We start from the raw sequence: 25,611 nt of genomic DNA on the forward strand, positions 1-25,611 counted from the left end.
ATAACCAGAAGTTTGTGCTTTTAGCATGGATCAAAAATATGAGTGGCAGTGTGAAAAGCCTCAAACTAACGGTTTAACCTTGCGGTCAATGTTAGGTTCTTTGCAAGGAGTCACATTTCTGACGAGCGTCGAATGAAACCGAAGCTCAAAAGGTAGGTCTTTATGCTTGTGCTTGGATTTGATATTGACGTTGAGCTGTAACTAGTTGGTTATACAATCCAGCTTCAGGAATCAGTGTTTTGTTGCGCTCACCAAGGCTACGACGTTCATGGCCGGAAAGGTTATGGTAAACCTCTTCCGGTAGGTTGAAGGTATCTTCAGGAAGATAAGTAAGCGCGTCTGGTTTTAAGTAGTGGCTCAGTTTTGCGGAGGGCAGTCCTGCATCGTGGAACTGCTTCGCTTGCTCAGCGGCAAGTTCGTAGCTACTACTATCTGATCGTAGAGCCTGAGGCTCCGATAAGCCAAACTGTTTGCGAAGGATGCCATCGCTGGTAATGACTTCTTGTACTTCTTCTACAGGTACTACATCGCGCACATCATTCGAGAACATAGACAAAATTAGCGCGAAGTCAGCACGACGCCCTTCGTGTACGGCGTGGTTGATACCATTGCCGAACTGAAGTTCATTGATGATTGCTGCTTTGTCTAAAGTATGGATTTGCATGATGTTCCTCGTTTGATGCACTTTTAACGGCAACAGCAGAAAGAACTTTAGGAAAAAGAGGGGATTAATTGAAGAAATAGGTTGGTGAAGCAATAAAAAAGCCCGCGATGATGCGAGCTTTTAAATAAGACTAAATTGAACTTAAGGGAAGTGAATTACTTCGCTAGGTTTTCTGCTACGAAGTCCCAGTTTACAAGAGCCCAGAAGCCGTTCATGTAATCAGGACGTACGTTGCGGTAGTCGATGTAGTATGCGTGTTCCCATAAGTCTACAGTTAGAAGTGGAGTAGTACCTTCTTCTGTTAGAGGAGTCGCTGCGTTAGAAGTGTTAACGATTTCTAGAGAACCGTCAGCTTTCTTAACTAGCCAAGTCCATGAAGAACCGAAGTTGTTGATTGCTGAATCTGTGAACTTCGCTTTGAATTCTTCGAAAGAACCGAACGCAGCATTGATTGCGTCAGCAACTGCGCCAGTTGGCTCGCCGCCTGCATTTGGAGCAAGACAGTGCCAGTAGAACGTGTGGTTCCAGATCTGTGCTGCGTTGTTGAATACGCCACCAGTAGAAGTCTTGATGATTTCTTCTAGTGTTTTGCCTTCGAACTCAGTACCTGGGATAAGACCGTTTAGCTTAACAACGTAAGTGTTGTGGTGCTTACCGTGGTGAAAATCTAGAGTCTCTGCAGAGATGTGTGGTTCTAGTGCGTCTTTCGCGTAAGGAAGAGCTGGTAGTTCAAATGCCATTACTCGATTCTCCATAGATATGAAAGGGTTACCTTTCGATTGCTTCCAGTGTTTTTATTTATATGTAGTCTTTACGACTGACTTGAAAAGTATTTTAGCAAGTTTTTACTTTATTAAAAGCCCGATATGAAAATATTTTGACAGAAAAGAGGGTGAACAAGATAACGTCAGGTCAGTTGGTTCGACCGAAATGTCTTGTTTTGTATGTAAGAGAACAGTTTGATAAGTGAGTTGAATTTCAAGCGTACATGCTAAAGCTACTCGCCTTAGGGTTTACATCAAAGTGTTGCTTGCCCGTTTTGACCTTTATAGAAAGCATTCGCTTCTTAAGGTGTTTATTTTCTTATGTCCGAATCAGTGACTGCGCTCGGAATCCTGCATCTTGAAGTCACTTCGGTACAAAAGCTTACTAATTATATGGTTTTTATTCTGTGTTTATTGAGTAGAATGTGGCAATAATTACAGTTCACATCCATGAATGAGGAAGCGATGGAAACTATCGATAAAATCAAACAGCAGATTTCAGAAAACTCAATCCTGCTGTACATGAAAGGATCACCGAAACTACCTAGCTGTGGTTTCTCTTCTCAAGCAGCACAAGCGCTAATGGCTTGTGGTGAGAAGTTCGCTTACGTAGACATTCTACAAAACCCAGACATCCGCGCAGAACTACCAAAGTACGCTCAATGGCCAACATTCCCACAACTTTGGATTGAAGGTGAGTTGATCGGTGGTTGTGACATCATTTTGGAAATGTTCCAAAAAGGTGAACTTCAGCCTCTAATCAAAGAAGCGGCAGCACGTATTGAAGGTGACGCGGAGTAATTCGTAAATACTCACATTTGGCGATAGAATACAAAGGAGCCGCATTGGCTCCTTTTTCTTTTTTAGGTTAGTGGAATGAACATAAAGCTTTACTACGTACATGATCCAATGTGCAGTTGGTGTTGGGGCTACAAACCAACCATCGAAAAATTGAAACAACAACTGCCAGGTGTGATTCAGTTTGAGTATGTGGTGGGTGGGCTTGCGCCAGATACTAATCTGCCTATGCCACCAGAGATGCAGCAGAAAATTGAACAAGTTTGGAAGCAAATCGAAGGTCAGCTTGGTACCAAGTTCAATTATGATTTCTGGACGTTATGTACACCTGTACGTAGCACTTACCAATCTTGCCGAGCGGTTATTGCAGCCGGTTTCCAAGATTCTTATGAACAGATGTTAGAAGCGATTCAGCATGCCTACTACTTACGTGCGATGCCACCTCATGAAGAAGCGACACATCTGCAATTAGCGAAAGAAATTGGCTTGAACGTGCAGCAGTTTAAGAACGATATGGATGGCACTCTGTTAGAAGGTGTATTCCAAGATCAATTAAGTCTAGCGAAGAGCCTTGGGGTTAATTCTTATCCAAGTTTGGTATTGCAGATCAACGACGCTTACTTCCCGATAGAAGTCGACTATTTATCGACGGAAACGACGCTGAAGTTAATTCGCGAGCGTATTATTGAAAACATGCCAGCGCAATAAGCCGAAACCAGTTTTCAAAGCCCAAACAACAAAAAGCCGCTCAATGAGCGGCTTTTTCGTAACGAATTTTATCCATTAAATGGTGTGATTACAGCACCATTGCGGCAATCCAACCGAAGATAATCAGCGGGATGTTGTAGTGGATAAACGTCGGTACCACTGTTTCCCAAATATGCTCGTGCTGACCATCTGCATTAAGACCCGACGTTGGACCTAAGGTGGAGTCAGACGCTGGAGAGCCTGCATCACCTAGCGCAGCAGCGGTACCCACTAGTGCGATAGTCGCCATTGGTGAGAAGCCAAATGCTAGCGCAAGCGGCACATAGATAGTCGCAAGGATTGGGATCGTAGAGAACGATGAACCGATACCCATAGTAACTAACAGACCAACAACTAGCATAAGTAGCGCTGCAAGCGGTTTATTGTCACCAATGCTCGTTGATAGCGATTGAACTAGCGTTTCTACACCACCAGTTTGCTTCATTACTGCCGCAAAACCTGCCGCCGCAATCATGATGAAGCCAATCATAGCCATCATGTGTACACCTTTAGTGAACACATCGTGGGTTTCTTTCCACGCGATAACGCCGCCGAAAGTGAATACCATGAAGCCAGCCAATGCACCAATGATCATTGAACCAGTGTAAAGCTGCATGCTTAGTGCTGCGATAATGCCTAGACCAGCAACCATGATGTGTTGCTTATTAATCTTCTCACCCGTTTCATGAACAACAGTTAGCTCTGTTTCTTTGTATTCACGAGGTTTACGGTAGCTAACAAAAATCGCGGTAAGAAGGCCAAAAATCATACCCGCACCAGGCAGTAGCATTGCGGTAGGTACTTGGCTTGCCACCACATCGGTTAAACCGTTGTCATGCAGGTTCTTCAGTAGGATGTTGTTTAGGAAGATACCACCGAAGCCAATAGGTAGAACCATATATGGTGTGATCAAACCAAAAGTCAAAACACAAGCGACTAAACGACGATCCAGCTTAAGCTTTGCGAATACGCCTAATAGAGGTGGAATCAAAATTGGAATGAAGGCGATATGTACCGGAATCACGTTTTGAGAGGACATGGTAACAAGTATAAGAGCAACCAATACTGCGTACTTTAGACCAGTAGTCGACGCAGAGCTCTCTTTACCGTTTAGACGCTTAATAACGCTTTTTGCCAGAAGGTCAGTGATGCCAGAACGAGAAATCGCAACAGCGAAAGTACCTAGCATTGCGTAGCTCAGTGCGATAGTCGCACCGCCACCTAGGCCACTTTCAAATGCGGCAACCGTATCCCCAAGGCTCATGCCTGCAACAAGGCCACCAACGATGGCACTGAACGTGAGGGCTACCACCACGTTTACGCGCATCAATGCTAACGCGAGCATGACGCACACAGATATAACGACAGGATTCATACTTTTCCTAATATGTTGTGTTTATTTATTATTCTTCGTCAACAAGCGGCCAACCGCCGAGGGCCTTCCATTTGTTGACGATGCCACAGAATAACTCTGCAGTTTTTTGTGTATCGTAAAGGGCTGAGTGAGCCTCACGATTGTCAAAATCCATCCCTGCTGTTTTGCATGCTTTGGCTAGAACAGTTTGACCATAAGCAAGTCCACTTAATGTTGCGGTATCAAAAGTGGCAAATGGATGGAAAGGGACTCTTTTTAGTTTGCAGCGCTCATTAGCTGCATTAACAAAACCTAAGTCGAAAGCCGCATTATGTGCAACCATGATCGCTCGTGAACAATCTGCTGCTTTTTGCTCTTTACGGATCAACTTGTAAATCTCTTTTAGTGCTTCTTGTTCAGAAACAGCGCCACGCAGCGGGCTAAAAGGGTCACGAATACCGTTAAATTCCAGCGCTTCTTTTTCTAAATTTGCACCTTCAAAAGGTTCGATATGAAAATGAATGGTTGAGGCAGGATGCAGATCGCCATTTTCATCCATGCTTAGGGTGACGGCGCAAATTTCTAAAAGTGCATCAGTTTGAGCATTGAAACCTGCGGTCTCAACGTCAACTACCACTGGGAAATAACCACGAAAACGTTTTTTCAGGGTTAGAGCTTCATTTTCTATTGTCATGTCGGCTTATTTTTGTGTGACGAAGGCTGCATTATTGCAGATTCTACCGATGAGAAAAACCGCAATTTCTCATAATTATCTAATTCAACAATGGCTATATCAAACAAGACTTATACTCTGAATTAGCAGGCGTGTAACTCTCTAATCTGGCGAAGTAATTTTTCTTTTTATGCAGAAGGTACGCAGAAGGCGCTCTCTATTTGGTCGTAAGCTATTATAGTTGGCGAGAATTTTGCATTATTTCGATAGTTTTTAATGGAACCAGATTAACGGCAATTACCTGCCGTTTAAGAGATTATATCTAAATGAAGAAATGGCTAATAACAAGTGGTGCAGTAATCTCTATGCTAAGTGCAAGCAATGCATTGGCTATGGGTAAGCGTTATTTAGCCACACCGCAGCAGTCTCAATGGGAAATGGTGATCAATACGCCGCTACAATGTCAGCTTGTTCATCCTATCCCAAACTTTGGTGATGCTGTGTTTTCATCTCATGCGAGCAAAAAAATCAACTTAGATTTTGAACTCAAGATGCGCCGCCCAATGGGTGAGACTCGTAATGTGAGTCTGATTTCAATGCCGCCTCCTTGGCGACCGGGAGAGAATGCGGACCGCATTACTAACCTCAAGTTTTTCAAACAGTTTGATGGTTATGTTGGAGGGCAAACGGCTTGGGGTATTTTGTCTGAGCTAGAGAAAGGTCGCTATCCTACGTTTAGCTATCAAGACTGGCAAAGCCGTGATCAACGCATCGAAGTGGCTTTGTCATCGGTATTGTTCCAAAGTAAGTACAACGCGTTTAGTGACTGCATTGCCAATTTGCTGAAATATAGCTTTGAAGATATTGCTTTCACTATTTTGCATTATGAACGCCAGGGCGATCAGCTAACCAAAGCATCAAAAAAACGCCTTTCTCAAATTGCTGACTATGTGCGCCACAATCAAGATATTGATTTAGTGCTTGTAGCTACTTACACAGATACCACTAACGGCAAAAGTGAGAGCCAAAACTTATCTGAGCGTAGAGCGGAGTCGTTAAGGGATTATTTTGAGTCTCTTGGCTTACCGGAGGACCGAATCCAAGTTCAAGGCTATGGCAAGCGTAGGCCTATTGCTGATAATAGTAGCCCGATTGGAAAAGATAAGAACCGACGGGTAGTGATTTCTCTAGGGCGGACACAGATCTAGTATCAATAAAACACCAGAGCACATTGTTCTGGTGTTTTTTTAGCTAAGACGTTGTTAATTATATAATTAGTGAGCTAGTTAGTTCAGCTTAAACTTGGCGATAATCTCACAATTCGTCGCGGTATCAATCTTCTCAACTTGTTTGGCAATCGTTGGATTTGGATGGCGTTTCATAAAGTCAATCAAGGCTTTTGTACAGCACCCAATTGAATCAATAAAGCTTGCGCAATCTTTGTTTGGACACTGAGGGATCAGTGTCAGTACTTTTTCAGACGCTAACTGAAGGTATTTGAGCTCGTACTCTGTATCACCTGCCCAACGCCAAAACTGAGCTAGGTTGTGGCATGAAATCACCGAAATCAATAGTCTCTCATCGGCTTCTATTTCCACACATTCGCTAATATCTTCACTCAGGCTAAGGGCTTGCTGGTAATGAAGAATGCTGCGAACAGGATCATCTAGTTGAAGTGCAGTATCGGCGAGAAGTGTGTGTTTTTCCCATTCACTGATCATTATCGTTGTCCCACATATCAATATTGTGGATAAATCTAAACGATAACCATTATCAAGTAAAGTGATTTGTTGATAAAAGAAAGGCAGGTCTCAGACCTGCCTGCAATTAATAGCGTGTTTCAGTAGAGGCGTCTTAGTTATACCAATTCCATCAATTATCTGCTCATTCTTGCTGGTTAAAATCACTTATAACGGTGTTAAAGATTTTGTAGGTAGAGTAACTAGCTAGCTTCAATCTTTGCCTTGTTTTAAGTGATTTTACCGGCGCAATTTTTTGAACATCTAATTAACGGAACTGGTATTAACCTTCTAAACCTGCCGAAGCTTGTTTATTTTGAATCAGTTCTATCATGTAACCATCGGGGTCTTTGACAAAAGCGATGTGGGTTGTACCGCCTTTAACTGGACCCGGCTCACGAGTTACGTTCCCACCTGCCGCTTTGATCGCGTCACACGTTGAGTAAATATCGTCTACACCGATCGCAATGTGACCAAATGCAGAGCCTAGGTCATACTCAGTTGTGCCCCAGTTGTACGTTAGTTCAATGACAGCACCTTGCGACTCATCTCCGTAGCCAAGAAATGCAAGGGTGTATTCGTACTCTTTATTTTCATTGGTACGAAGCAATTGCATGCCCATTACTTCAGTGTAGAACTTGATAGATTTGTCTAAGTCACCCACGCGCAGCATGGTGTGAAGAATTCGACCGTTTGACATTTTTTTGCTCCTAGCGATTGTTTCAGACAGGGTTATTCGTCTGGATACACTTTATCTTTGAATTCACACAGGTCTTCGATGATACAACTACCACAACGCGGCTTTCGTGCAACACAGGTGTAGCGACCATGAAGGATCAGCCAATGGTGTACATCAAGCTTAAACTCTTTTGGCACCACTTTAAGAAGTTTTTCTTCCACATCGTCGACAGTTTTACCCATCGCAAACTTTGTACGGTTCGAAACACGATAGATATGCGTATCTACCGCAATTGTTGGCCAACCGAATGCGGTGTTCAGTACAACATTAGCGGTTTTACGACCCACACCGGGTAACGCTTCTAACGCTGCACGATCTTCTGGCACTTCACCGTTGTGTTTTTCGAGCAGGATCTTACAAGTCTTAATGGTGTTTTCGGCTTTTGAATTAAACAGACCGATGGTTTTGATGTATTCCTTTAAACCATCGACACCCAAATCAAGAATGCCTTGTGGCGTGTTTGCAACAGGGTAAAGCTTGTCTGTTGCTTTGTTTACACTTACGTCTGTCGCCTGCGCAGAAAGCAGTACGGCGATAAGCAACTCAAACGGTGTGCTCCAGTTAAGCTCCGTCTGAGGGTTGGGATTGTTTTCTCGTAATCGTTCGAGAATTTCAATTCTTTTGACTTTGTTCATTGCTGACTTCCAAACCCGTCTTAGCGGTTTATGAAAAAGGCCCTACGAGTGGTAGAGCCTTGATTTTAGAATTCTTATATTATGCGTTAGTTACCCGAGCACGCTCAATGGCTGGTTTTTCTTCTTTTGGCTGACGTGCCTGAATTGAGCTGTCGATAACATTTTTCAACGCAATCAAAAGTCCTACGCCGATGAAAGCACCCGGTGGTAACAATGCCAGTAGGAAGCAGCTATCGAAGTGGAAAACTTGAATACGCAGTGCCGCAGCCCAGTCACCCAATAATAGGTCTGCACCATCGAACAAGGTGCCGTTACCGATAAGTTCACGCATAGCACCAAGTACAACCAATACTGTTGTCATACCAAGACCCATCCAGAAACCATCCAATGCTGCTGGCAATGGATCATTCTTCGAGGCATAAGCTTCCGCACGGCCGATGATAATACAGTTGGTTACGATCAGTGGGATGAAGATACCCAGAGATAGATACAGTCCGTAGGCATAAGCATTCATCAACAGTTGAACACAAGTTACTAATGAAGCAATGATCATAACGAAAACGGGAATACGGATTTCTTTTGGTACGTAGTTACGAATCAGTGAAACCGTCACGTTCGAACCGACAAGCACCAATAAGGTAGCAATACCCAAACCAAGGGCGTTGGTAATGGTAGAAGAAACCGCAAGTAGAGGACATAAACCCAGAAGTTGTACTAGGGCAGGGTTGTTGCTCCACATGCCGTTTTTCATTAGCAGTTTATTTTCACTCATGGTTGCCTCCTGCGCAGTCTAGGGGCTGATTCAGAATCTCTTCTCGAGACTTATTTACGTAGTTTACTGTATTTCTTACCGCTTTCACTACCGCACGAGGAGTAATGGTTGCGCCAGTGAACTGATCGAAATCGCCACCATCTTTGCGTACGCGCCAAGAATTCCAGTTATCTTCGGTAACTTGCTTATCAGTGAAACTTAGAATCCAATCCGTCACGCGTAAATCAATCTTATCACCCAATCCAGGTGTTTCTTGATGGCTTAGGATACGAGTACCAAGGATCTTGCCTTGGTTATCGATGCCGGTGATGATTTTGATTTCACCGTTGTAACCATCTGGTGCGATGGACTCAATTGCCATTGCCGTTGGTTGACCATCTTTGGTCGCAATGTAAGTTGGCATCGAGCGAACCGTGCCTAGATCGGGCGCAGATACCGTAGTACATGCCGCGACAAGGTTGTTGTCATGCATTTCTTCTGGAATCACTTGGTTAAGAACCGACAGCAATTGCTTTTGTTCCTGAAGCTTAATTTGATCTTTTGTTAGGTACTGAGTCAGTGCCACAAGACCGGTTGTTGCACAGGCAAAGATCGCCAGTGTCAGACCATTTTTTCTAATAGCGGTTAACATGTTTACCTCAGTGACCGTAAGTTCTTGGTTTGGTGTAGTAGTCGATCAACGGTACACACATATTGGCAAGCAGAACGGCGAACGCAACGCCATCTGGGAAGCCCCCCCAACTACGAATAATAAATACCAACGCACCGATCAGAGCGCCGAAAATCAAGCGACCTTTCACTGTCGTTGATGCTGAAACAGGGTCGGTAGCGATAAAGAACGCGCCTAACATCGTTGCACCTGAAAGTAGGTGGAAGACTGGTGACGCGGTTTCTCCCGGCATGATCAAGCTAAACACGGTACTAAACAGTGCCAAGCTACCTAGGAAACCAACAGGAATGTACCATTGGATGATGCGTTTCTTGATCATCACAAGGCCACCAACCAAGTAAGCTAGGTTTACCCATTGCCAGCCGATACCCGCAAGACCATCAAACATTGGCTGTGATAGCACCTCATTTGGCGTTGCACCAGTATGAATTCCGGTTTTGAATGCATCTAATGGGGTTGCCATTGTTACGCCATCCACACCAGCGCGAACTTGTTGCAGCGATAAGCCATCAAAGTCATAGCCAGTGAAGATCAGAGACAATGCGTCTGCAAAAGTCACATGCTCAGACATTAATGAAACAGGCGCGCTCCAACTTGTCATTTGGACAGGGAAGGAGATAAGCAATACAACGTAAGCGACCATTGCTGGGTTAAATAGGTTTTGACCAATACCACCGTATAAGTGCTTTGCAATAACGATGGCAAAAATCAAACCGATAACCATGATCCACCAAGGGGACCATGGTGGGATTGCTACGGCTAATAGCCATGCTGTCACGATGGCACTGTTATCACGTAGTGCGCGTATTGGAGAACGCTTACGCACAAGCATGACTAATGCTTCAAGTGACACTGCGACCGCAATAGCGAACACAAGTTGAATGATGGTGCCCCAACCAAAGAAGTAGGTTTGAGCCACTAAGCCAGGAATAGCGCACAGTGCTACCCATTTCATCAAATCAGGCGTGCTGCGACGGCTGTGAGCGTGTGGTGAACTGGCAATAAAAAACGACATTACTCGTTCTCCTCAGTATTGTTCTTATTCGCTTCTTGCTGAGCTTTACGTGCTTTGGCACGAGCAATGGCAGCGGCAACAGCGGCTTTCTTTGGATCCACTTCTGGCTCTTCAGAAGGCGTTTCTTCAACAGATTCTGTTTGTGCCTCTTGCTGCGCTTTACGTGCTTTAGCACGAGCAATGGCTGCGGCAACTGCAGCTTTCTTCGGATCCACTTCTGGTTCTTCAGAAGGAGCTTCCGCTTCAACAGTTTCTGTTTGTGCTCCTTGCTGGGCTTTACGCGCTTTAGCACGAGCAATGGCAGCGGCAACTGCTGCTTTCTTCGGATCTTCAGCTTGTTCTGCAGGCGCTTCCGTTTCTACAGATTCAGTAGAACCTTCTTGCTGAGCTTTACGCGCTTTGGCACGAGCAATGGCTGCGGCAACTGCAGCTTTCTTTGGATCTTCAGCTTGTTCAGCAGGAGCTTCCGCTTCTGCAGATTCTGTAGGGTCTTCTTGCTTAGCTTTGCGCGCTTTTGCACGGGCAATCGCTGCAGCAACAGCAGCTTTCTTTGGATCTTCATTTTGCTCAGCAGGTGCTTCAGCTTCTACAGATTCGGTTGAATCTGCTTGTTGTGGTTTTTTCGCTTTAGCTCTGGCGATAGCTGCCGCGACGGCTGCTTTCTTGTCACCAGATTCAGCAGGTGTTGATGCGTCTTCTTGTTGAGCTTTCTTCGCCTTAGCACGGGCAATTGCTGCTGCAACCGCCGACTTCTTATCGTCAGCATTATCCGTAGATGTGTCACCTTGCTCTTTTTGCGCTTTGCGTTCGCGAGCAAGACGTTTGCGTTCTTCGCGTAGCTTCGCCATTTCTGAGTTATCAGGCTCGGCTGCACCAGATTGAGCCGCTGCCGCTTGTTTCGCTTTTGCTTTGGCAATTGCTGCTGCAACCGCTGGTTTCACTGTCGGTTCTGCTTTTGCTTCGGCATTGTCTTTTTGTGCTTTCACACGAGCGATGGCTGCAGCAATCGCATCGTCACCGCCAGAGGCTTTCATGTCTTTACGACGATCATCCGCGGCTTTCTTAAAGCGATTTTCACGTTCTGCTTTTTCGCGTTCCATACGCGCTTTCTTCTCTTCAAAGCGCAGCTTAGCTCGTTCAGCTGCTGCCGCTTCTTGAGCGCGTGTACGGATTTCAGCTTTCGCTTGACGATAGTATTGAACCAGTGGAATTTCACTAGGGCACACAAATGCACACGCGCCACATTCAATACAATCTTTAAGGTTCAGTTCTTCCAGCTTTTCGTATTCTTGGCTTTTTGCATACCATTGGAGCTGCTGTGGTAATAGCGATGCAGGGCACGCTTCCGCACATTGGCTACAACGGATACATTCCATTTCATATTGGTCAGAAGCGATCTCACGACGCTTCGGTGCCAGAATACAGTTTGATGTTTTAGTGATGGGAACCTGAGCGTGGGGTAGGGTAAAGCCCATCATTGGACCACCCATGATCAGGCGCTGCAGTTTCTTATCTGCTTTGTAGCCAAACTCGTCTAAAAGTGCTTGTACTGGCGTACCAAGTAGCGTCCAAACGTTACGTGGTTGCTTGAAGGTCTTACCCGTCAGAGTCACGATGCGATTTACTACAGGTTCGCCATCGATCACTGCACGTTTAATTGAGTAGAGAGAACCAACGTTTTGAACCAGGATGCCAATATCAGCAGGGATAGCGCCGCTAGGAACTTCTTTGTTGGTCAAAATCTTGATGAGTTGCTTCTCACCACCAGAAGGGTATTTGGTTGGGATAACGCGGATCACGATGTCTTTGTTCATCGCCGCTTGTTCCAGCGCCTTGATTGCTGCTGGCTTGTTATCTTCAATACCGATGATGGTCAGTTTTGGCTTGAGGATATGCTCGACGATCTCGATACCTTGGATCAGTTCGTCCGCATGCTCCTGCATTAGCTTGTCATCGGCGGTGATGTAAGGTTCACATTCTGCCGCGTTAACAATAAGAATTTCGGTACGCGCAATACCCGATTGGATCTTCTTAGCGGTAGGGAAGCCTGCGCCACCCATGCCAGAGATACCAGCAAGGCGAATCACGTCGATCAGTGCATCAGCGGATTCTTGGGTGTAATCGGCTACTGGCGTTTTCTCACACCAAGTATCGTTACCATCAGGTGTAATCACTGCGCACAGTTCACTTAACCCCGATGGGTGAGCAACGGTGCGTGGTTCAATAGCCGTCACTTGCCCAGAAGTTGGTGCATGAACAGGAACGGTGAAACCACTGTCTGACGCCGTTAGCTGTTGACCTTTCAACACTGTGTCACCAACAGCAATCAATAGATTACCTGCTTTACCGATGTGTTGTTTCAGAGGTAGGACGATTTCCGACGGAATGGCTGCATGAACCAATTCAGTTTTGTTGGATTGCTTTTTGTTTTCTGCCGGATGCACGCCGCCTGGGAAATCCCATAGCGAACCAGTACGAATTTGTTCAATCAAAGACAACATACGAAACCTTATTTAATTGAATCAGTCACGTTCGCTGCGTTGGCAGCATCCGTAATGTTAACTACTGGAATAGCGTTAAGCTTCCACTTCCAGCTCTCTGTGGTGGTTTCCACAGGAATCATTTCAATACAGTCAGTTGGACAAGGAGCAACACACAAGTCACAACCGGTACACTCGTCTTTGATAACGGTATGAAGGGCTTTAGTACCACCAACAATCGCATCCACAGGACACGCTTGAATACACTTGGTACAACCGATACACATATCTTCATGGATGAAAGCAACGGTTTTGACTTTGCTGTCGAGATCGTGTGCCGACTCTTCCGCTTCGACGCCCATTAGATCCGCCAGTTTTTCAATGGTCGCTTGACCACCAGGAGGACATTTATTGATTTTATCGCCATTCGCGATTGCTTCTGCGTATGGACGACAACCAGGGTAGCCACATTGGCCACACTGAGTTTGCGGTAGGATAGAATCGATTTGATCGACAATTGGATCCGCTTCGACTTTGAAGCGAATCGATGCAAAACCGAGTATAGCCCCGAAGACAGCGGCGAGGGCAGCAAGAGCGATGATCGCAATTAAAATCGTACTCATCGTCTACTTCACCAAACCTGTAAAGCCCATAAAGGCAAGAGACATAAGGCCAGCGGTGATCATCGCAATCGATGCGCCTTTAAATGGTACTGGTACGTCTGCAGCAGCAATACGCTCACGCATCGACGCAAATAGGATCAGTACCAAAGAGAAGCCAACCGCAGCACCAAAACCGTAAATGATCGATTCGATAAAGTTGTGGTTCTCATTGATGTTAAGCAGAGCAACACCCAGAACCGCACAGTTCGTTGTGATCAGAGGTAGGAAGATACCCAACAGACGGTAAAGCGTTGGGCTGGTTTTGTGCACGACCATTTCGGTGAACTGTACAACAACAGCGATCACCAAAATAAAACTCATGGTTCGTAAATATTCGATGCCTAGTGGACGTAAGACATAGCTTTCCACCAAGTAGGCACACACAGACGCGAGCGTTAGTACAAAAGTTGTAGCTAAACCCATGCCAATTGCAGTTTCCAGTTTTTTAGACACGCCCATAAAAGGACACAAGCCCAAAAACTTTACCAGTACAAAGTTGTTCACCAGCACAGTGCCGACCAACAACAAAATATATTCGGTCATAGTTATTACGTTCTTAAAATCCGATCCCAATATTATCGTGTTTTGTGACACCAATAACAACCAGAGAACGGTGTGGTTTTATGCACCCGATGGAAAATTATACGTGTATGTGATGTGAGCGGATGAATTAATAAGAAATTGAAAAGTTTGGTGAATGGTTGTTAACAAAGTGAAACGCAATTAGTGCTGCTGATTTAACGTGACTTTGCTGGTGGTTCAACTAACATCAGGAGAACAACAAAAGCGTATTTATGGGAAGAGCTCATGCCCTAAATGAGGTGGTGATTTCGTAGCAGTAGATCGCTAGATACGAAAAAGCCGCGTCTTGGACGCGGCTTTTCTGAATTTGGCTCCTCCTGCTGGACTTGAACCAGCGACCTGCGGATTAACAGTCCGTCGCTCTACCAACTGAGCTAAGGAGGAATTGCTTTGCTTGAAATCGGGGCGAATCTTACCGAGCACCTATGTTTCTGTCAACACTTAAAAATAGTTTTTTAGCAAAAAATAGTGATTTTTTTTCTTTACTTTTTTGTACTCCTTGCCAGTTAAGGGCTGGAGTTACTTATCCACCAAAATTGTGGATAACTATGTTGATGAGATCTGAGTAAAGGTATTTTATATGAAACAGCTTAAGTTTTGAGTGAAGTGTCGGTTAAAAATTTTTAGTTTAAATCTATATAAAACAGGGGGTTCGCTTATTTTTTAACTAAAACTGTTATGGTGGATAAAATTTGGACTTTTGGGGATAAAATGTTTTAGAGCGACATTTTGGGGAAAAGTTGTGGAAACTAATAAATGATGATTAATGGGGTTCATCAAGCAGGGCGAAAGACTATAACAGAGTCGTGTTCAGAAGGCTATAGTAAAGGCCGCATCGTTTAAAATTTCATAACAATGCGCTATAAAATTCAATTAGGCATAGATTTAAACTACTAAGGTGTATATATATACAGCTGAAGTGTAGTAAATTCGAGGAAGGGTATGAGTAAAGTTTATGAACTGGTCTCTGAATATCAACCATCTGGTGATCAGCCAACCGCAATAAAGCAGCTATTAGAAGGGTTAGATTCAGGTCTAGCTCATCAGACTTTGCTGGGGGTGACGGGCTCAGGTAAAACATTCACACTCGCTAATGTGATCGCTGAAGCACAGCGCCCGGCTATTCTTCTTGCTCCTAATAAAACCTTGGCAGCGCAGTTGTATGGGGAAATGAAAGCTTTCTTCCCAAATAACGCGGTTGAATATTTCGTATCTTATTATGACTACTACCAACCAGAAGCGTACGTCCCTACTACAGATACCTTCATTGAGAAAGACGCATCGGTGAATGCTCATATTGAGCAAATGCGTTTGTCTGCTACCAAAGCTCTACTAGAGCGAAAAGATGCGATTATTATTGCATCTGTATCGGCTATTTATGGCTTAGGTGACCCTGAGTCTTATTTGCAAATGATGTTGCATCTTCGCCGTGGAGACGTGATTGATCAGCGCGATATGCTACGCCGCCTTGCTGAACTGCAATATTCACGTAACGATGTGGCATTTGAGCGTGGACAGTTTCGAGTTCGTGGTGAAGTGATTGATATCTTCCCAGCAGAATCCGACCAAGATGCCGTACGAATTGAAATGTTTGACGATGAAGTGGATTGCATCAGTGTATTTGACCCACTAACTGGTGTCGTCAAGCAACGCGATTTACCACGTTATACGATTTATCCGAAAACTCACTATGTTACCCCACGCGAGCGTATTCTTGATGCGATTGAGAGCATTAAAGGCGAGCTCGAAGTACGTAAGAAGCAGCTTCTGGATAACAACAAGCTCTTAGAAGAGCAGCGTATCAGCCAACGTACCCAATTCGATATTGAAATGATGAACGAGCTGGGCTTTTGTTCCGGTATCGAAAACTATTCTCGATACTTAAGTGGGCGTGCAGAGGGTGAGCCGCCACCGACACTATTTGACTACTTGCCTCACGATGGTTTGCTGATTATCGACGAATCACACGTTACTGTGCCTCAAATTGGTGCGATGTATAAAGGTGACCGCTCACGTAAAGAAACACTGGTTGAGTTTGGTTTCCGCCTGCCTTCTGCATTGGATAACCGTCCGATGAAGTTCGAAGAGTTTGAAGCAATTTCTCCGCAGACGATATTTGTCTCGGCCACACCAGGTAACTATGAGCTAGAGAAATCAGGCGACGAGATAGCTGATCAGGTTGTGCGTCCAACAGGTCTTCTGGATCCTGAGCTAGAAGTGCGCCCAGTGGCGACTCAGGTGGATGATTTGCTCTCTGAGATTCGAATCCGTTCAGCGAAAGAGGAGCGTGTTCTGGTAACGACGTTAACTAAGCGAATGGCTGAAGACTTAACCGAATATCTGCACGAGCATGATGTCAGGGTTCGCTATCTGCACTCTGATATCGATACGGTGGAGCGTGTAGAGATTATCCGTGACCTTCGTTTAGGTGAGTTTGATGTGCTGGTGGGAATCAACTTATTGCGAGAAGGTTTGGATATGCCGGAAGTTTCGCTGGTAGCGATTCTTGATGCGGATAAAGAGGGCTTCTTACGATCTGAACGTTCACTAATTCAGACGATTGGTCGAGCAGCGCGTAACCTCCATGGTAAAGCAATTTTGTATGCGGATTCGATTACTAAGTCGATGAAAAAAGCGATGGATGAAACCGATCGCCGTCGCGAAAAACAGCGCGCCTACAATGAGAAGATGGGTATTGAACCACAAGCTCTGAAACGTAATATTAAAGATATTATGGAGTTAGGGGACATCACTAAGTCGAAGCGTCAGCGTAACAATAAGCAAGTACCGTTATCGAAAGTGGCTGAGCCTTCTCAGACATACGAGGTAATGTCACCACAGCAACTAGAGAAAGAGATCAGTCGCTTGGAAGCTGCAATGTACCAGCATGCGCAGGATCTTGAATTTGAACTCGCTGCACAAAAGCGTGATGAAATAGAGAAGTTGCGTGCTCAGTTCATTGCCAATAGCTAGAGCTCATTGACTAATGAGCCAAGTAAGTAGCATGTGTGTGTTGCTAGTCACTCAGTAAACAGCAAAAAAAAAAGCCAATAGGCAGTCGGGTCTATTGGCTCATTGCGTGAATATAGAATTCACAAACAACGTCAGTTGGCTAGGTGACCCGAGGGGTCGCACTGATTAACGCATACATCGTGCCACTCTCCATCTCATTGATCTGTATGCTTTCCTAATTTAGCATTTCATTCTATGTCGATTGTTTGTTTGCAAAATGCAAAGCGTAATGCGATTATTATTTAAAACACAACGATAAATCGGCTAGGTTATGCAATCAAATACAGAAGGTCAAAAGTCTCGCTATCTATTGATGGTTGAAGACACCGCATCTGTCGCGGCGTTATATCGCTCCTATCTAACTCCTCTTGGCATTGATATTAATATCGTCGGGACTGGGCGTGATGCTATTGACAGCTTAAAGCATCGAATCCCAGATTTAATTCTGCTGGACCTGCGTCTTCCCGATATGACAGGGATGGATGTTCTTCATGCAGTCAAAGAGAGTCATCCTGATGTTCCGATCATTTTTATGACGGCACACGGCTCTATTGATACTGCAGTTGAAGCAATGCGTCATGGATCTCAGGATTTCTTAATTAAACCCTGCGAAGCTGACCGATTACGCGTTACGGTTAACAATGCCATTCGCAAGGCGACGAAGCTGAAAAATGAAGCGGATAATCCTGGTAATCAAAATTATCAAGGCTTTATTGGCAGTAGCCAAACCATGCAGCAGGTTTACCGTACCATTGACTCGGCAGCGAGCAGTAAGGCGAGTATTTTCATTACTGGTGAAAGTGGCACGGGTAAAGAAGTGTGTGCGGAGGCGATTCACGCAGCAAGTAAGCGTGGAGATAAGCCGTTTATCGCCATCAACTGTGCCGCAATCCCGAAAGATCTCATTGAAAGTGAGCTGTTTGGTCACGTAAAAGGTGCTTTTACCGGGGCGGCTAATGATCGCCAAGGTGCGGCAGAACTGGCTGACGGAGGCACTCTTTTCCTTGATGAGCTGTGTGAAATGGACTTGGATCTGCAAACCAAGTTACTGCGCTTTATTCAGACCGGTACTTTCCAAAAAGTGGGTTCTTCTAAAATGAAGAGTGTTGATGTGCGCTTTGTGTGTGCAACCAACCGTGACCCTTGGAAAGAGGTTCAAGAAGGCCGTTTTCGCGAAGACTTGTACTACCGTTTGTACGTTATTCCATTGCATCTGCCACCATTGCGTGAGCGTGGTGAGGATGTGATTGAGATTGCTTATTCATTGCTTGGCTACATGTCGCATGAGGAAGGGAAAAGCTTTGTACGTTTCTCTCCAGAGGTAATAGAGCGATTCAATGATTACGAATGGCCCGGAAACGTTCGTCAGTTGCAAAACGTATTGCGCAATATTGTTGTCTTGAACAGCGGTAAAGAGATTTCATTAGACATGTTGCCTCCGCCATTGAATACACCAATGATTAAGACAGCAGTGCCAAGAGCAGTCGAAATCGAGAGTTTTTCTGCATCCGATATTATACCGCTGTGGATGACAGAGAAATCCGCTATTGAACAGGCAATAGAGGCTTGCGATGGCAATATACCAAGGGCCGCTGGTTATTTGGATGTAAGCCCTTCTACTATTTATCGTAAGCTCCAAACTTGGAATCAAACTGAAGAGCAGAAAAAGGCATGAACAAGGAAGTGTTAAATCAGCAAAAAATTGATGAGTTGTCTGATGAAATAGGCAGTGAAAATGTTCCTATTCTTTTGGATATTTTCCTCGGAGAGATGCGCTCATATGTCGACAATCTAAACGCTGATTCAAGTGATGGTCAACTTGTGTACTTGAAAGAAATTAGCCATGCATTAAAGAGTAGTGCGGCGAGTTTTGGGGCCGATCGCTTATGTGACTTGGCGATTCAAATTGATCATAAAGTGAAGCGAGGAGAGTCATTAAGCCACGATGGTGATGTATCCATGATGCTTGATACACTGAAGGTTACACAAAAGGCTTATTTGAACTGGGGTCAATAGTAGAGGCATATAGAAAAGAGGCTAAGTGCCTCTTTTTTCTTATCTCTCTTATATTGTTAATTGGTCAACAATCGCTTGTTTTAATTTATCACGATCGTGACGCCAATCTCGATTGGTGGATGCAAGTGATTGGGTGACAACGTTCCAGTGTGCTTTTACCTCATCGTCGGCGTTTTCTGCCAAAACGACATCAATCGTCCTTCCTTGGCAGGCGCGTTCACACCATTCGAGTTTTTGTTTTAAGGACATCAACCCAGCAGGACCATATTCAGGGCTCAAGTTAGCAACGAATATAAGCTTAGCATCAAGATTGCTTGCAATGGCTTTCCCGAGTTCAGGAAGTAATAGCGGCGGCATTATGCTGGTTAAAAAACTGCCTGGCCCTAAGATGATTGCGTCAGCCTGTTCTAGGGTGGTGATCGCTTCTTTCGTCGCGGGGACTTCTGGAGAAAGATCGAGTCGACGTAATTCTTTGTCCATCTCGTCTACATTGGTTTCACCAGTTACTAATTGACCATCAACGGCAAGAGCTGTCAGATCTGAGGGGTGCTCTGACATCGGTAAGATATTAACGTCCACTTTCAGCATGTTGCGGATCAAGTTGATAGCATCAAGAGGTCGCACCGATAGATGATCTAAAGCAGTCAACATGAGATTACCTAGGTTATGTCCGTCAAGTTCACCCGCACCACGAAAACGATATTCAAACATCATTGAACTGATAGAAGGCTCGGTGATGAGCTGGTTGATACAATTACGTGTATCTCCCCAAGCAATCCCACCTTGGCAATGACGAATTCGCCCAGTTGAGCCGCCGTTATCCGTTGTTGCTACAATTCCAGTCGCGTTTTCGCCAAAGTCTTTCAAAGCCGATAGCATTCGACCTAGACCGTGGCCTCCGCCAACGGCGGCAACCTTTTTGTCGTTATAGATTTTCATCGTGTTCTTCTAATATTTTTTGTCATAACCGACTACAATTTATCTTATTGAGTAATAGCCGTGTACTCACTAGGAAGTAAATTGTGTTTCTACAGAGATTTTTACCGATTAAGGCTAGATTCCATTACGAATATTAAGTATTTTACACGGCAAAGCTACCAAGTGCTTATATTATAGTGCTGGTTGCCATAACTCCGAGCTTACTATGCTAAGTCCAAGGATAAGCATTTTGAGCCAGTGACATTCTGTCACAAGGGCATAATTGGAAATGATTATGCCTCCCGTGTTTGGAAAGGTGTTCCGTGGCGCAACAATTCGAAGACAAATTTCATCGTAAGTTCTATTACTTGCGTCTGTCTGTGACCGACGTATGTAATTTCAAATGTACCTATTGCCTTCCTGACGGCTACAAGCCATCGGGCAATAAAAACTCGTCTTTTTTATCTCTCCCTGAGATCAAACGTGTCGTCAAAGCGTTTGCAGATTGTGGTACCTCAAAGGTACGCATCACAGGGGGCGAGCCGAGTTTACGCAAAGACTTTACTGACATTATTCACTCCGTCGCAACCACGCCGGGTATCAAAAAAGTCGCGACAACGACTAATGGCTACCGCATGGCAAAACAAGTAGCAGACTGGCATGAAGCTGGCCTTACGCACATTAACGTGAGTGTAGATAGCCTTGACCCGCGTATGTTCCATCAAATCACTGGTGAAAATAAGTTCACAGAGGTGATGAATGGTATCGAACGTGCGTTCGAAGTAGGTTATGAGCAAGTCAAAGTCAACGTGGTGCTGATGAAAGACCTCAACCACAATGAGCTGCCTGCTTTTCTTAACTGGATTAAAGATCGTCCGATCCAACTGCGTTTTATTGAACTAATGCAGACGGGAGAAATGGATGATCTGTTTGCTAAGCACCATGTCTCTGGTGTTGCAATCCGCAATCAATTAATTGCTAACGGTTGGTTACTTAAAGTCCGTTCTCATAACGATGGCCCTGCTCAGGTATTCGTTCATCCAGATTATAAGGGTGAAATTGGCCTGATCATGCCGTATGAAAAAGACTTCTGTGAGAGCTGTAACCGACTCCGTGTCTCAGCTATGGGTAAACTGCATTTATGTCTGTTCGGTGAGCATGGTGTGGAATTACGTGACCTATTAGAACGTGACGAGCAAGAGGAAGAATTGATTGAACGTATTCAAACGCAGCTGCAAACGAAATCCGTTAGTCACTTCTTGCAAGATGGCAACACAGGTATGACGCCCCATCTCGCGTCTATCGGCGGTTAATTCCAATCAGATTTTACATCGGGAGCAGACGTGGCTTCTGATGATTTTTCCAGAATCGATACCCTGCGTATCAAGAGCAAATTAGAGAATAGGTGAACAAATGGGTCACGCTGAAAGCAAATTTCAACCTGCAAACATTGCCGTTCTAACGGTATCTGACACTCGTACTGAAGAAAACGACACTTCTGGTGGTTACCTAGTTGAGCACGCAAAAGAAGCGGGCCACAACGTAGTCGACAAACAAATCGTTATCGATGACATGTACAAGATTCGTGCGATCGTTTCTCAGTGGATTGCTGACGAAAACGTACAAGCAATCATGATCACTGGCGGTACAGGTTTCACTTCACGTGACAGCACGCCGGAAGCACTTAAGCCACTATTTGATAAAGAAGTAGAAGGTTTTGGTGAGTTGTTCCGCTTAGTTTCTTACGAAGAGATCGGTACTTCAACCATTCAATCTCGTGCGATTGCAGGTTTTGCTAACCATACGGTTATCTTCGCAATGCCGGGTTCTACTGGTGCGTGTCGTACGGGTTGGACGAAGATCATCAAGCAACAGTTAGATGCAAGCCACCGTCCTTGTAACTTCATGCCTCACCTATCTGTATAACTTTTCCTAAAAGCGAAGGAAAAACAATGACCCAATTTACACATATCAACGCGTCTGGCGAAGCTAACATGGTCGACGTGTCAGCAAAAGCAGAAACCGTTCGTGAAGCGCGTGTCGAAGCGTTCGTGCACATGGCGCCAGAAACACTACAACTTATTGTTTCAGGCCAACACCACAAAGGTGATGTGTTCGCGACAGCTCGCATCGCTGGTATTCAAGCCGCGAAGAAAACTTGGGATTTGATTCCTCTTTGTCATCCTCTGTTGCTTTCTAAGGTTGAAGTTCAACTGGAAGCTATCGAAGCGGAAAACAAAGTACGCATCGAATCTGTATGTAAGCTAGCTGGTAAAACAGGCGTGGAAATGGAAGCACTAACGGCGGCTTCTGTTGCGGCTCTGACGATTTACGATATGTGTAAAGCCGTGCAAAAAGACATGGTTATTGGTCAAGTTCGTCTTCTTGAGAAGACTGGCGGAAAATCGGGTCACTTCAAGGCGGAATAATGATTAAAGTACTTTTCTTTGCTCAAACGCGTGAGCTTGTTGGTATCGATGGCCTAGAGCTCGAAGAGCAATTCAACAGTGTTGAAGCAATTCGTGCCCATCTGGTCGAAACCGGTGCAAATAAAGAAGGTAAATGGGATTTAGCGCTAGAGCCAGGTAAATTGCTGGCTGCGGTAAACCAATCTATCGTACCTTTGGACACTGAAGTGAAAGCGGGCGATGAAGTTGCCTTCTTCCCGCCAGTAACAGGGGGGTAAGATGGATCCTCGTGTTTCTGTACAAGCAGAAGATTTTTCGGTTGATCAAGAATACCAACGTCTATCAGAAGGTACAGCCTCTGGTGCGGTCGTAACCTTCATCGGTAAAGTCCGTGATATGAACCTTGGCGACAACGTCATTGGTCTTCACTTAGAACATTATCCGGGCATGACAGAAAAAAGCCTAATAGACATCTGTGACGAAGCGGAATCTCGCTGGCCGTTATTGGGTGTCCGCGTGATTCATCGTGTTGGTGATCTAGATACTGGAGACCAGATTGTGTTTGTTGGTGTCTCAAGCGCTCACCGTGGTGCGGCATTTGATGCTTGCGAGTTCATTATGGACTATTTAAAGACCAAAGCGCCATTCTGGAAAAAAGAGCGCACCACCAGTGAAAACCGCTGGATTGAATCACGAGATACTGATCATCAAGCTGCACAGCGCTGGGATAAATGACGCCACTTCTGTGACGAGTAATTACTCATAGGCCAAGTTACTAGAATGACTTGGCCTTTTCTATTTCAAGTCTTCCTTTCTTCAAAATAATCCCTCACAAACTAACGCGATATTTCTTCTACAAATCGCGCGTATTTTACTTGTTTACAGAACGGTGATCCTGTTCACAATAAAAAATCTTGGACAAGATATAAACAATAATTTGTTAGACTTGTACCATGGCAAATGTTAATTAATATGTGTATATCCAGCATAAGATGCTATCAAATCGTTTAAATTTAGATTTATCGAAAGTTTCGCCTGTTAAATGATATCTCATATCTCCATTTTGCTAGCGAATGCTTATTAACTAGTATTTATTGCTGAATATGAATGGTATTTACAGAATTATTAGTTTTTTTGCTACATTTTTATGGCAAATTACTTCAATGATTGCTAATGTGTGCCGCAGTCTTTGTAAGGTTTTAGAGTTTTGTGCTCAGAAAGTGCGCTAAAAAGTTCTAAAATGCTGACCGTTCCAGTCCCTTGCAGAGAAGTCATGGATGCTAATGAAAAACTCGGAGTTTTACGCATGTATAAGAACAAAATCACTCAAGCCCTTCTTCTAGGTGCTGGTCTGGCAGTGGCTGCCGCTTCTACTACCGCTTTTGCTGCTGATGTTCCAGCAGGTACTAAACTAGCTGATAAGCAAGAAATTGTTCGTGGTAACGGTACTGAAGTTGCGACAATTGACCCGCATAAATCTCAAGGTGTTCCTGAATCACACGTGATTCGTGATCTTCTTGAAGGCTTGGTGAATCAGAATGCAGATGGTGACACTATCCCTGGTGTTGCTGAAAGCTGGGAAACCTCAGACAACAAAACCTTCACTTTTCACCTACGTAAAGACGCAAAATGGTCTAATGGCGAGCCTGTAACAGCACAAGACTTCGTGTTCAGCTGGCAGCGTGCTGTCGATCCTGCAACTGCTTCTCCTTATTCTTGGTACATGGAATACACCAAGATGAAGAATGCGAAAGATATCGTTGCGGGTAAAAAAGACAAAAGCGAGCTAGGTGTTAAGGCGACTGATGATCACACTCTAGTCGTTGAACTAGATACTGCGGTTCCTTACTTTGTAATGATGACTGGCCACACAACAATGAAACCAGTTCACAAAGGAACAGTTGAGAAGTTCGGTGATCAATGGACGAAACCAGCAAACTTCGTAGGTAACGGTGCATACGTAGTAAATAACTGGGTTGTGAACGAGCGTCTAGAGCTGACTCGTAACGAGCAGTACTGGGATAACAGCAAAACAGTCATCAACAAGGTTACTTTCCTACCTATCGAAAACGCAGTAGCGGAAATGAACCGTTTCCTATCTGGCGAGATCGATTTCACATCAACGCTACCGACTGAGCACTTTAAGCGTCTGCAAAAAGAGCATCCTGAGTCAGTATCGGTTGAGGGTAGCCTGTGTACTTACTACTACTCATTCAACACGAAGAAAGAACCATTTAACGACGTTCGTGTTCGTAAAGCGATTTCTTACGCGATTGACCGTGATATCGTTGCAAAAGCAATACTTGCTCAAGGCCAAAAACCAGCATACTTCCTAACGCCTGAAATTACAGCGCACTTCGACCCTGAGCTACCAGTTTACGGTAAGATGACGCAAAAAGAGCGTAACGCAGAAGCTGCACGCCTTCTTGAAGAAGCGGGTTACGGTAAAGGCAACCCACTTAAGTTCTCTCTTCTTTACAACACGAACGAGAACCACAAGAAGCTAGCTGTTGCTCTAGGTTCAATGTGGAAGAAAACGCTTGGTCTAGACGTTACACTAGAAAACCAAGAGTGGAAAACATACCTATCTACTAAAGATCAAGGTGATTTCGAAGTTGCACGCGCTGGTTGGTGTGGCGACTACAACGAAGCATCTTCATTCCTAACCCTTATGGTTAGCTCGAACACTACTGGTGGTCAGCACTGGGGTAGTAAAGAGTACGACGCACTGATCGACAAAGCACTTAAGTCGACTTCAGAAGAAGAGCGTACTCAAATTTACCTAGATGCTGAAAAGCTGATGGCGAAAGAAATGCCAATCGCACCAATTTACCAGTACGTGCGTTCACGTCTACTAAACCCGCACGTTGGTGGTTTCCCTGCTAACAACGCGGAAGAGAAGATCTACTCAAAAGATCTTTACATCAAAGCTAACTAATCGTTTAGCTTCAAAACTATAAGAA

General features: G+C 44.6%; 26 protein-coding genes, 1 tRNA gene and 1 riboswitch. Of the genes, 12 read left to right on the forward strand and 15 right to left on the reverse strand.

Annotated features, from left to right (window positions below; genetic code table 11):
• Positions 1-160 precede the first annotated feature (160 nt).
• Together ACTS60_RS21340 and sodB are read right to left on the reverse strand one after the other, a co-directional pair.
• Positions 161-664, reverse strand: coding sequence for a VC2046/SO_2500 family protein (locus ACTS60_RS21340; protein WP_440889890.1), 504 nt, complete (start codon positions 662-664; stop codon positions 161-163).
• Between the two features lie 155 nt (positions 665-819).
• Positions 820-1,404: a superoxide dismutase [Fe] gene (gene sodB, locus ACTS60_RS21345; RefSeq protein WP_005439697.1), complete on the reverse strand. Its 585-nt coding sequence runs from the start codon at positions 1,402-1,404 to the stop codon at positions 820-822.
• A 489-nt stretch (positions 1,405-1,893) separates the two neighbouring features.
• Here sodB and ACTS60_RS21350 point away from each other — a divergent pair, with 489 nt between their 5' ends.
• Positions 1,894-2,229: a Grx4 family monothiol glutaredoxin gene (locus ACTS60_RS21350; protein ID WP_440889891.1), complete on the forward strand. Its 336-nt coding sequence runs from the start codon at positions 1,894-1,896 to the stop codon at positions 2,227-2,229.
• Between the two features lie 75 nt (positions 2,230-2,304).
• On the forward strand, positions 2,305-2,934 hold the full coding sequence (locus ACTS60_RS21355; protein WP_440889892.1) for a DsbA family protein: 630 nt from the start codon (positions 2,305-2,307) through the stop codon (positions 2,932-2,934).
• Positions 2,935-3,022: 88 nt separating this feature from the next.
• Here ACTS60_RS21355 and ACTS60_RS21360 read toward each other — a convergent pair whose 3' ends face one another.
• A complete protein-coding gene (locus ACTS60_RS21360; RefSeq protein WP_440889893.1) occupies positions 3,023-4,348 on the reverse strand; it encodes a Na+/H+ antiporter family protein in 1,326 nt (441 codons plus the stop codon).
• 28 nt (positions 4,349-4,376) lie between these two features.
• A complete protein-coding gene (gene rnt, locus ACTS60_RS21365) occupies positions 4,377-5,021 on the reverse strand; it encodes a ribonuclease T (protein ID WP_010449419.1) in 645 nt (214 codons plus the stop codon).
• Positions 5,022-5,326: 305 nt separating this feature from the next.
• Here rnt and motY point away from each other — a divergent pair, with 305 nt between their 5' ends.
• Positions 5,327-6,208, forward strand: a complete 882-nt coding sequence (motY, locus tag ACTS60_RS21370) for a flagellar protein MotY (protein ID WP_440889894.1) — start codon at positions 5,327-5,329, stop codon at positions 6,206-6,208.
• Between the two features lie 78 nt (positions 6,209-6,286).
• Here motY and ACTS60_RS21375 read toward each other — a convergent pair whose 3' ends face one another.
• From ACTS60_RS21375 to ACTS60_RS21420, 10 genes are all read right to left on the reverse strand, one after another.
• A complete protein-coding gene (locus ACTS60_RS21375) occupies positions 6,287-6,721 on the reverse strand; it encodes a DUF2753 domain-containing protein (RefSeq protein ID WP_440889895.1) in 435 nt (144 codons plus the stop codon).
• 301 nt (positions 6,722-7,022) lie between these two features.
• Complete coding sequence (gene gloA, locus ACTS60_RS21380; protein WP_440889896.1) at positions 7,023-7,439, reverse strand: lactoylglutathione lyase; 417 nt, start codon at positions 7,437-7,439, stop codon at positions 7,023-7,025.
• Positions 7,440-7,471: 32 nt separating this feature from the next.
• The gene (gene nth, locus ACTS60_RS21385) at positions 7,472-8,113 is read right to left on the reverse strand and encodes an endonuclease III (protein WP_005444675.1); all 642 of its coding nucleotides are present in this window, start codon (positions 8,111-8,113) and stop codon (positions 7,472-7,474) included.
• Positions 8,114-8,192: 79 nt separating this feature from the next.
• Positions 8,193-8,885, reverse strand: a complete 693-nt coding sequence (locus tag ACTS60_RS21390; RefSeq protein WP_440889897.1) for an electron transport complex subunit E — start codon at positions 8,883-8,885, stop codon at positions 8,193-8,195.
• On the reverse strand, positions 8,878-9,516 hold the full coding sequence (rsxG, locus tag ACTS60_RS21395; protein ID WP_440889898.1) for an electron transport complex subunit RsxG: 639 nt from the start codon (positions 9,514-9,516) through the stop codon (positions 8,878-8,880). The genes ACTS60_RS21390 and rsxG overlap by 8 nt, the downstream gene beginning before the upstream one ends.
• A 7-nt stretch (positions 9,517-9,523) precedes the next feature.
• Positions 9,524-10,570: an electron transport complex subunit RsxD gene (gene rsxD, locus ACTS60_RS21400; RefSeq protein ID WP_440889899.1), complete on the reverse strand. Its 1,047-nt coding sequence runs from the start codon at positions 10,568-10,570 to the stop codon at positions 9,524-9,526.
• On the reverse strand, positions 10,570-13,071 hold the full coding sequence (rsxC, locus tag ACTS60_RS21405; RefSeq protein ID WP_440889900.1) for an electron transport complex subunit RsxC: 2,502 nt from the start codon (positions 13,069-13,071) through the stop codon (positions 10,570-10,572). The genes rsxD and rsxC overlap by 1 nt, the downstream gene beginning before the upstream one ends.
• An 8-nt stretch (positions 13,072-13,079) precedes the next feature.
• The gene (rsxB, locus tag ACTS60_RS21410; protein ID WP_005439677.1) at positions 13,080-13,673 is read right to left on the reverse strand and encodes an electron transport complex subunit RsxB; all 594 of its coding nucleotides are present in this window, start codon (positions 13,671-13,673) and stop codon (positions 13,080-13,082) included.
• A 3-nt stretch (positions 13,674-13,676) separates the two neighbouring features.
• The gene (gene rsxA, locus ACTS60_RS21415) at positions 13,677-14,255 is read right to left on the reverse strand and encodes an electron transport complex subunit RsxA (protein ID WP_005425202.1); all 579 of its coding nucleotides are present in this window, start codon (positions 14,253-14,255) and stop codon (positions 13,677-13,679) included.
• A 347-nt stretch (positions 14,256-14,602) separates the two neighbouring features.
• Positions 14,603-14,678 (reverse strand) — tRNA-Asn (locus ACTS60_RS21420).
• 558 nt (positions 14,679-15,236) lie between these two features.
• On the opposite strand from ACTS60_RS21420, the gene uvrB reads away from it, so the two are divergent.
• The 3 genes from uvrB to luxU all read left to right on the forward strand — a co-directional run bounded on the left by uvrB (position 15,237) and on the right by luxU (position 19,322).
• The gene (uvrB, locus tag ACTS60_RS21425; protein WP_440889901.1) at positions 15,237-17,267 is read left to right on the forward strand and encodes an excinuclease ABC subunit UvrB; all 2,031 of its coding nucleotides are present in this window, start codon (positions 15,237-15,239) and stop codon (positions 17,265-17,267) included.
• Positions 17,268-17,577: 310 nt separating this feature from the next.
• Entirely contained in the window at positions 17,578-18,981 is a 1,404-nt protein-coding gene (gene luxO / locus ACTS60_RS21430; protein ID WP_440889902.1) for a quorum-sensing sigma-54 dependent transcriptional regulator LuxO, read from the forward strand.
• On the forward strand, positions 18,978-19,322 hold the full coding sequence (luxU, locus tag ACTS60_RS21435) for a quorum-sensing phosphorelay protein LuxU (RefSeq protein ID WP_440889903.1): 345 nt from the start codon (positions 18,978-18,980) through the stop codon (positions 19,320-19,322). The genes luxO and luxU overlap by 4 nt, the downstream gene beginning before the upstream one ends.
• 48 nt (positions 19,323-19,370) lie before the next feature.
• Here luxU and ACTS60_RS21440 read toward each other — a convergent pair whose 3' ends face one another.
• Positions 19,371-20,261, reverse strand: a complete 891-nt coding sequence (locus ACTS60_RS21440; protein ID WP_440889904.1) for a YvcK family protein — start codon at positions 20,259-20,261, stop codon at positions 19,371-19,373.
• A gap of 180 nt (positions 20,262-20,441) precedes the next feature.
• Positions 20,442-20,575: riboswitch (molybdenum cofactor riboswitch) on the forward strand.
• Between ACTS60_RS21440 and moaA the strand changes: the two genes are divergently transcribed.
• From moaA to ACTS60_RS21470, 6 genes are all read left to right on the forward strand, one after another.
• On the forward strand, positions 20,564-21,553 hold the full coding sequence (moaA, locus tag ACTS60_RS21445) for a GTP 3',8-cyclase MoaA (RefSeq protein ID WP_440889905.1): 990 nt from the start codon (positions 20,564-20,566) through the stop codon (positions 21,551-21,553). It overlaps the preceding riboswitch by 12 nt.
• Positions 21,554-21,653: 100 nt before the next feature.
• The gene (moaB, locus tag ACTS60_RS21450) at positions 21,654-22,166 is read left to right on the forward strand and encodes a molybdenum cofactor biosynthesis protein B (protein ID WP_005433210.1); all 513 of its coding nucleotides are present in this window, start codon (positions 21,654-21,656) and stop codon (positions 22,164-22,166) included.
• Between the two features lie 26 nt (positions 22,167-22,192).
• On the forward strand, positions 22,193-22,669 hold the full coding sequence (moaC, locus tag ACTS60_RS21455; protein WP_440889906.1) for a cyclic pyranopterin monophosphate synthase MoaC: 477 nt from the start codon (positions 22,193-22,195) through the stop codon (positions 22,667-22,669).
• Complete coding sequence (gene moaD, locus ACTS60_RS21460) at positions 22,669-22,926, forward strand: molybdopterin synthase sulfur carrier subunit (RefSeq protein WP_440889907.1); 258 nt, start codon at positions 22,669-22,671, stop codon at positions 22,924-22,926. The genes moaC and moaD overlap by 1 nt, the downstream gene beginning before the upstream one ends.
• A gap of 1 nt (position 22,927) precedes the next feature.
• Entirely contained in the window at positions 22,928-23,383 is a 456-nt protein-coding gene (gene moaE / locus ACTS60_RS21465; RefSeq protein ID WP_440889908.1) for a molybdopterin synthase catalytic subunit MoaE, read from the forward strand.
• A 571-nt stretch (positions 23,384-23,954) separates the two neighbouring features.
• A complete protein-coding gene (locus tag ACTS60_RS21470; RefSeq protein WP_440889909.1) occupies positions 23,955-25,586 on the forward strand; it encodes an ABC transporter substrate-binding protein in 1,632 nt (543 codons plus the stop codon).
• Positions 25,587-25,611 lie beyond the last annotated feature (25 nt).

This window comes from Vibrio sp. WZ-1 (genome assembly GCF_052037695.1).
Lineage (GTDB): Bacteria > Pseudomonadota > Gammaproteobacteria > Enterobacterales > Vibrionaceae > Vibrio.

Coding starts and splice junctions, on each gene's coding strand:
- ACTS60_RS21340 (WP_440889890.1), bottom strand. CDS start 664: ATGCAAATCCATACTTTAGACAAAGCAGCAATCATCAATGAACTTCAG.
- sodB (WP_005439697.1), bottom strand. CDS start 1,404: ATGGCATTTGAACTACCAGCTCTTCCTTACGCGAAAGACGCACTAGAA.
- ACTS60_RS21350 (WP_440889891.1), top strand. CDS start 1,894: ATGGAAACTATCGATAAAATCAAACAGCAGATTTCAGAAAACTCAATC.
- ACTS60_RS21355 (WP_440889892.1), top strand. CDS start 2,305: ATGAACATAAAGCTTTACTACGTACATGATCCAATGTGCAGTTGGTGT.
- ACTS60_RS21360 (WP_440889893.1), bottom strand. CDS start 4,348: ATGAATCCTGTCGTTATATCTGTGTGCGTCATGCTCGCGTTAGCATTG.
- rnt (WP_010449419.1), bottom strand. CDS start 5,021: ATGACAATAGAAAATGAAGCTCTAACCCTGAAAAAACGTTTTCGTGGT.
- motY (WP_440889894.1), top strand. CDS start 5,327: ATGAAGAAATGGCTAATAACAAGTGGTGCAGTAATCTCTATGCTAAGT.
- ACTS60_RS21375 (WP_440889895.1), bottom strand. CDS start 6,721: ATGATCAGTGAATGGGAAAAACACACACTTCTCGCCGATACTGCACTT.
- gloA (WP_440889896.1), bottom strand. CDS start 7,439: ATGTCAAACGGTCGAATTCTTCACACCATGCTGCGCGTGGGTGACTTA.
- nth (WP_005444675.1), bottom strand. CDS start 8,113: ATGAACAAAGTCAAAAGAATTGAAATTCTCGAACGATTACGAGAAAAC.
- ACTS60_RS21390 (WP_440889897.1), bottom strand. CDS start 8,885: ATGAGTGAAAATAAACTGCTAATGAAAAACGGCATGTGGAGCAACAAC.
- rsxG (WP_440889898.1), bottom strand. CDS start 9,516: ATGTTAACCGCTATTAGAAAAAATGGTCTGACACTGGCGATCTTTGCC.
- rsxD (WP_440889899.1), bottom strand. CDS start 10,570: ATGTCGTTTTTTATTGCCAGTTCACCACACGCTCACAGCCGTCGCAGC.
- rsxC (WP_440889900.1), bottom strand. CDS start 13,071: ATGTTGTCTTTGATTGAACAAATTCGTACTGGTTCGCTATGGGATTTC.
- rsxB (WP_005439677.1), bottom strand. CDS start 13,673: ATGAGTACGATTTTAATTGCGATCATCGCTCTTGCTGCCCTCGCCGCT.
- rsxA (WP_005425202.1), bottom strand. CDS start 14,255: ATGACCGAATATATTTTGTTGTTGGTCGGCACTGTGCTGGTGAACAAC.
- uvrB (WP_440889901.1), top strand. CDS start 15,237: ATGAGTAAAGTTTATGAACTGGTCTCTGAATATCAACCATCTGGTGAT.
- luxO (WP_440889902.1), top strand. CDS start 17,578: ATGCAATCAAATACAGAAGGTCAAAAGTCTCGCTATCTATTGATGGTT.
- luxU (WP_440889903.1), top strand. CDS start 18,978: ATGAACAAGGAAGTGTTAAATCAGCAAAAAATTGATGAGTTGTCTGAT.
- ACTS60_RS21440 (WP_440889904.1), bottom strand. CDS start 20,261: ATGAAAATCTATAACGACAAAAAGGTTGCCGCCGTTGGCGGAGGCCAC.
- moaB (WP_005433210.1), top strand. CDS start 21,654: ATGGGTCACGCTGAAAGCAAATTTCAACCTGCAAACATTGCCGTTCTA.
- moaC (WP_440889906.1), top strand. CDS start 22,193: ATGACCCAATTTACACATATCAACGCGTCTGGCGAAGCTAACATGGTC.
- moaD (WP_440889907.1), top strand. CDS start 22,669: ATGATTAAAGTACTTTTCTTTGCTCAAACGCGTGAGCTTGTTGGTATC.
- moaE (WP_440889908.1), top strand. CDS start 22,928: ATGGATCCTCGTGTTTCTGTACAAGCAGAAGATTTTTCGGTTGATCAA.
- ACTS60_RS21470 (WP_440889909.1), top strand. CDS start 23,955: ATGTATAAGAACAAAATCACTCAAGCCCTTCTTCTAGGTGCTGGTCTG.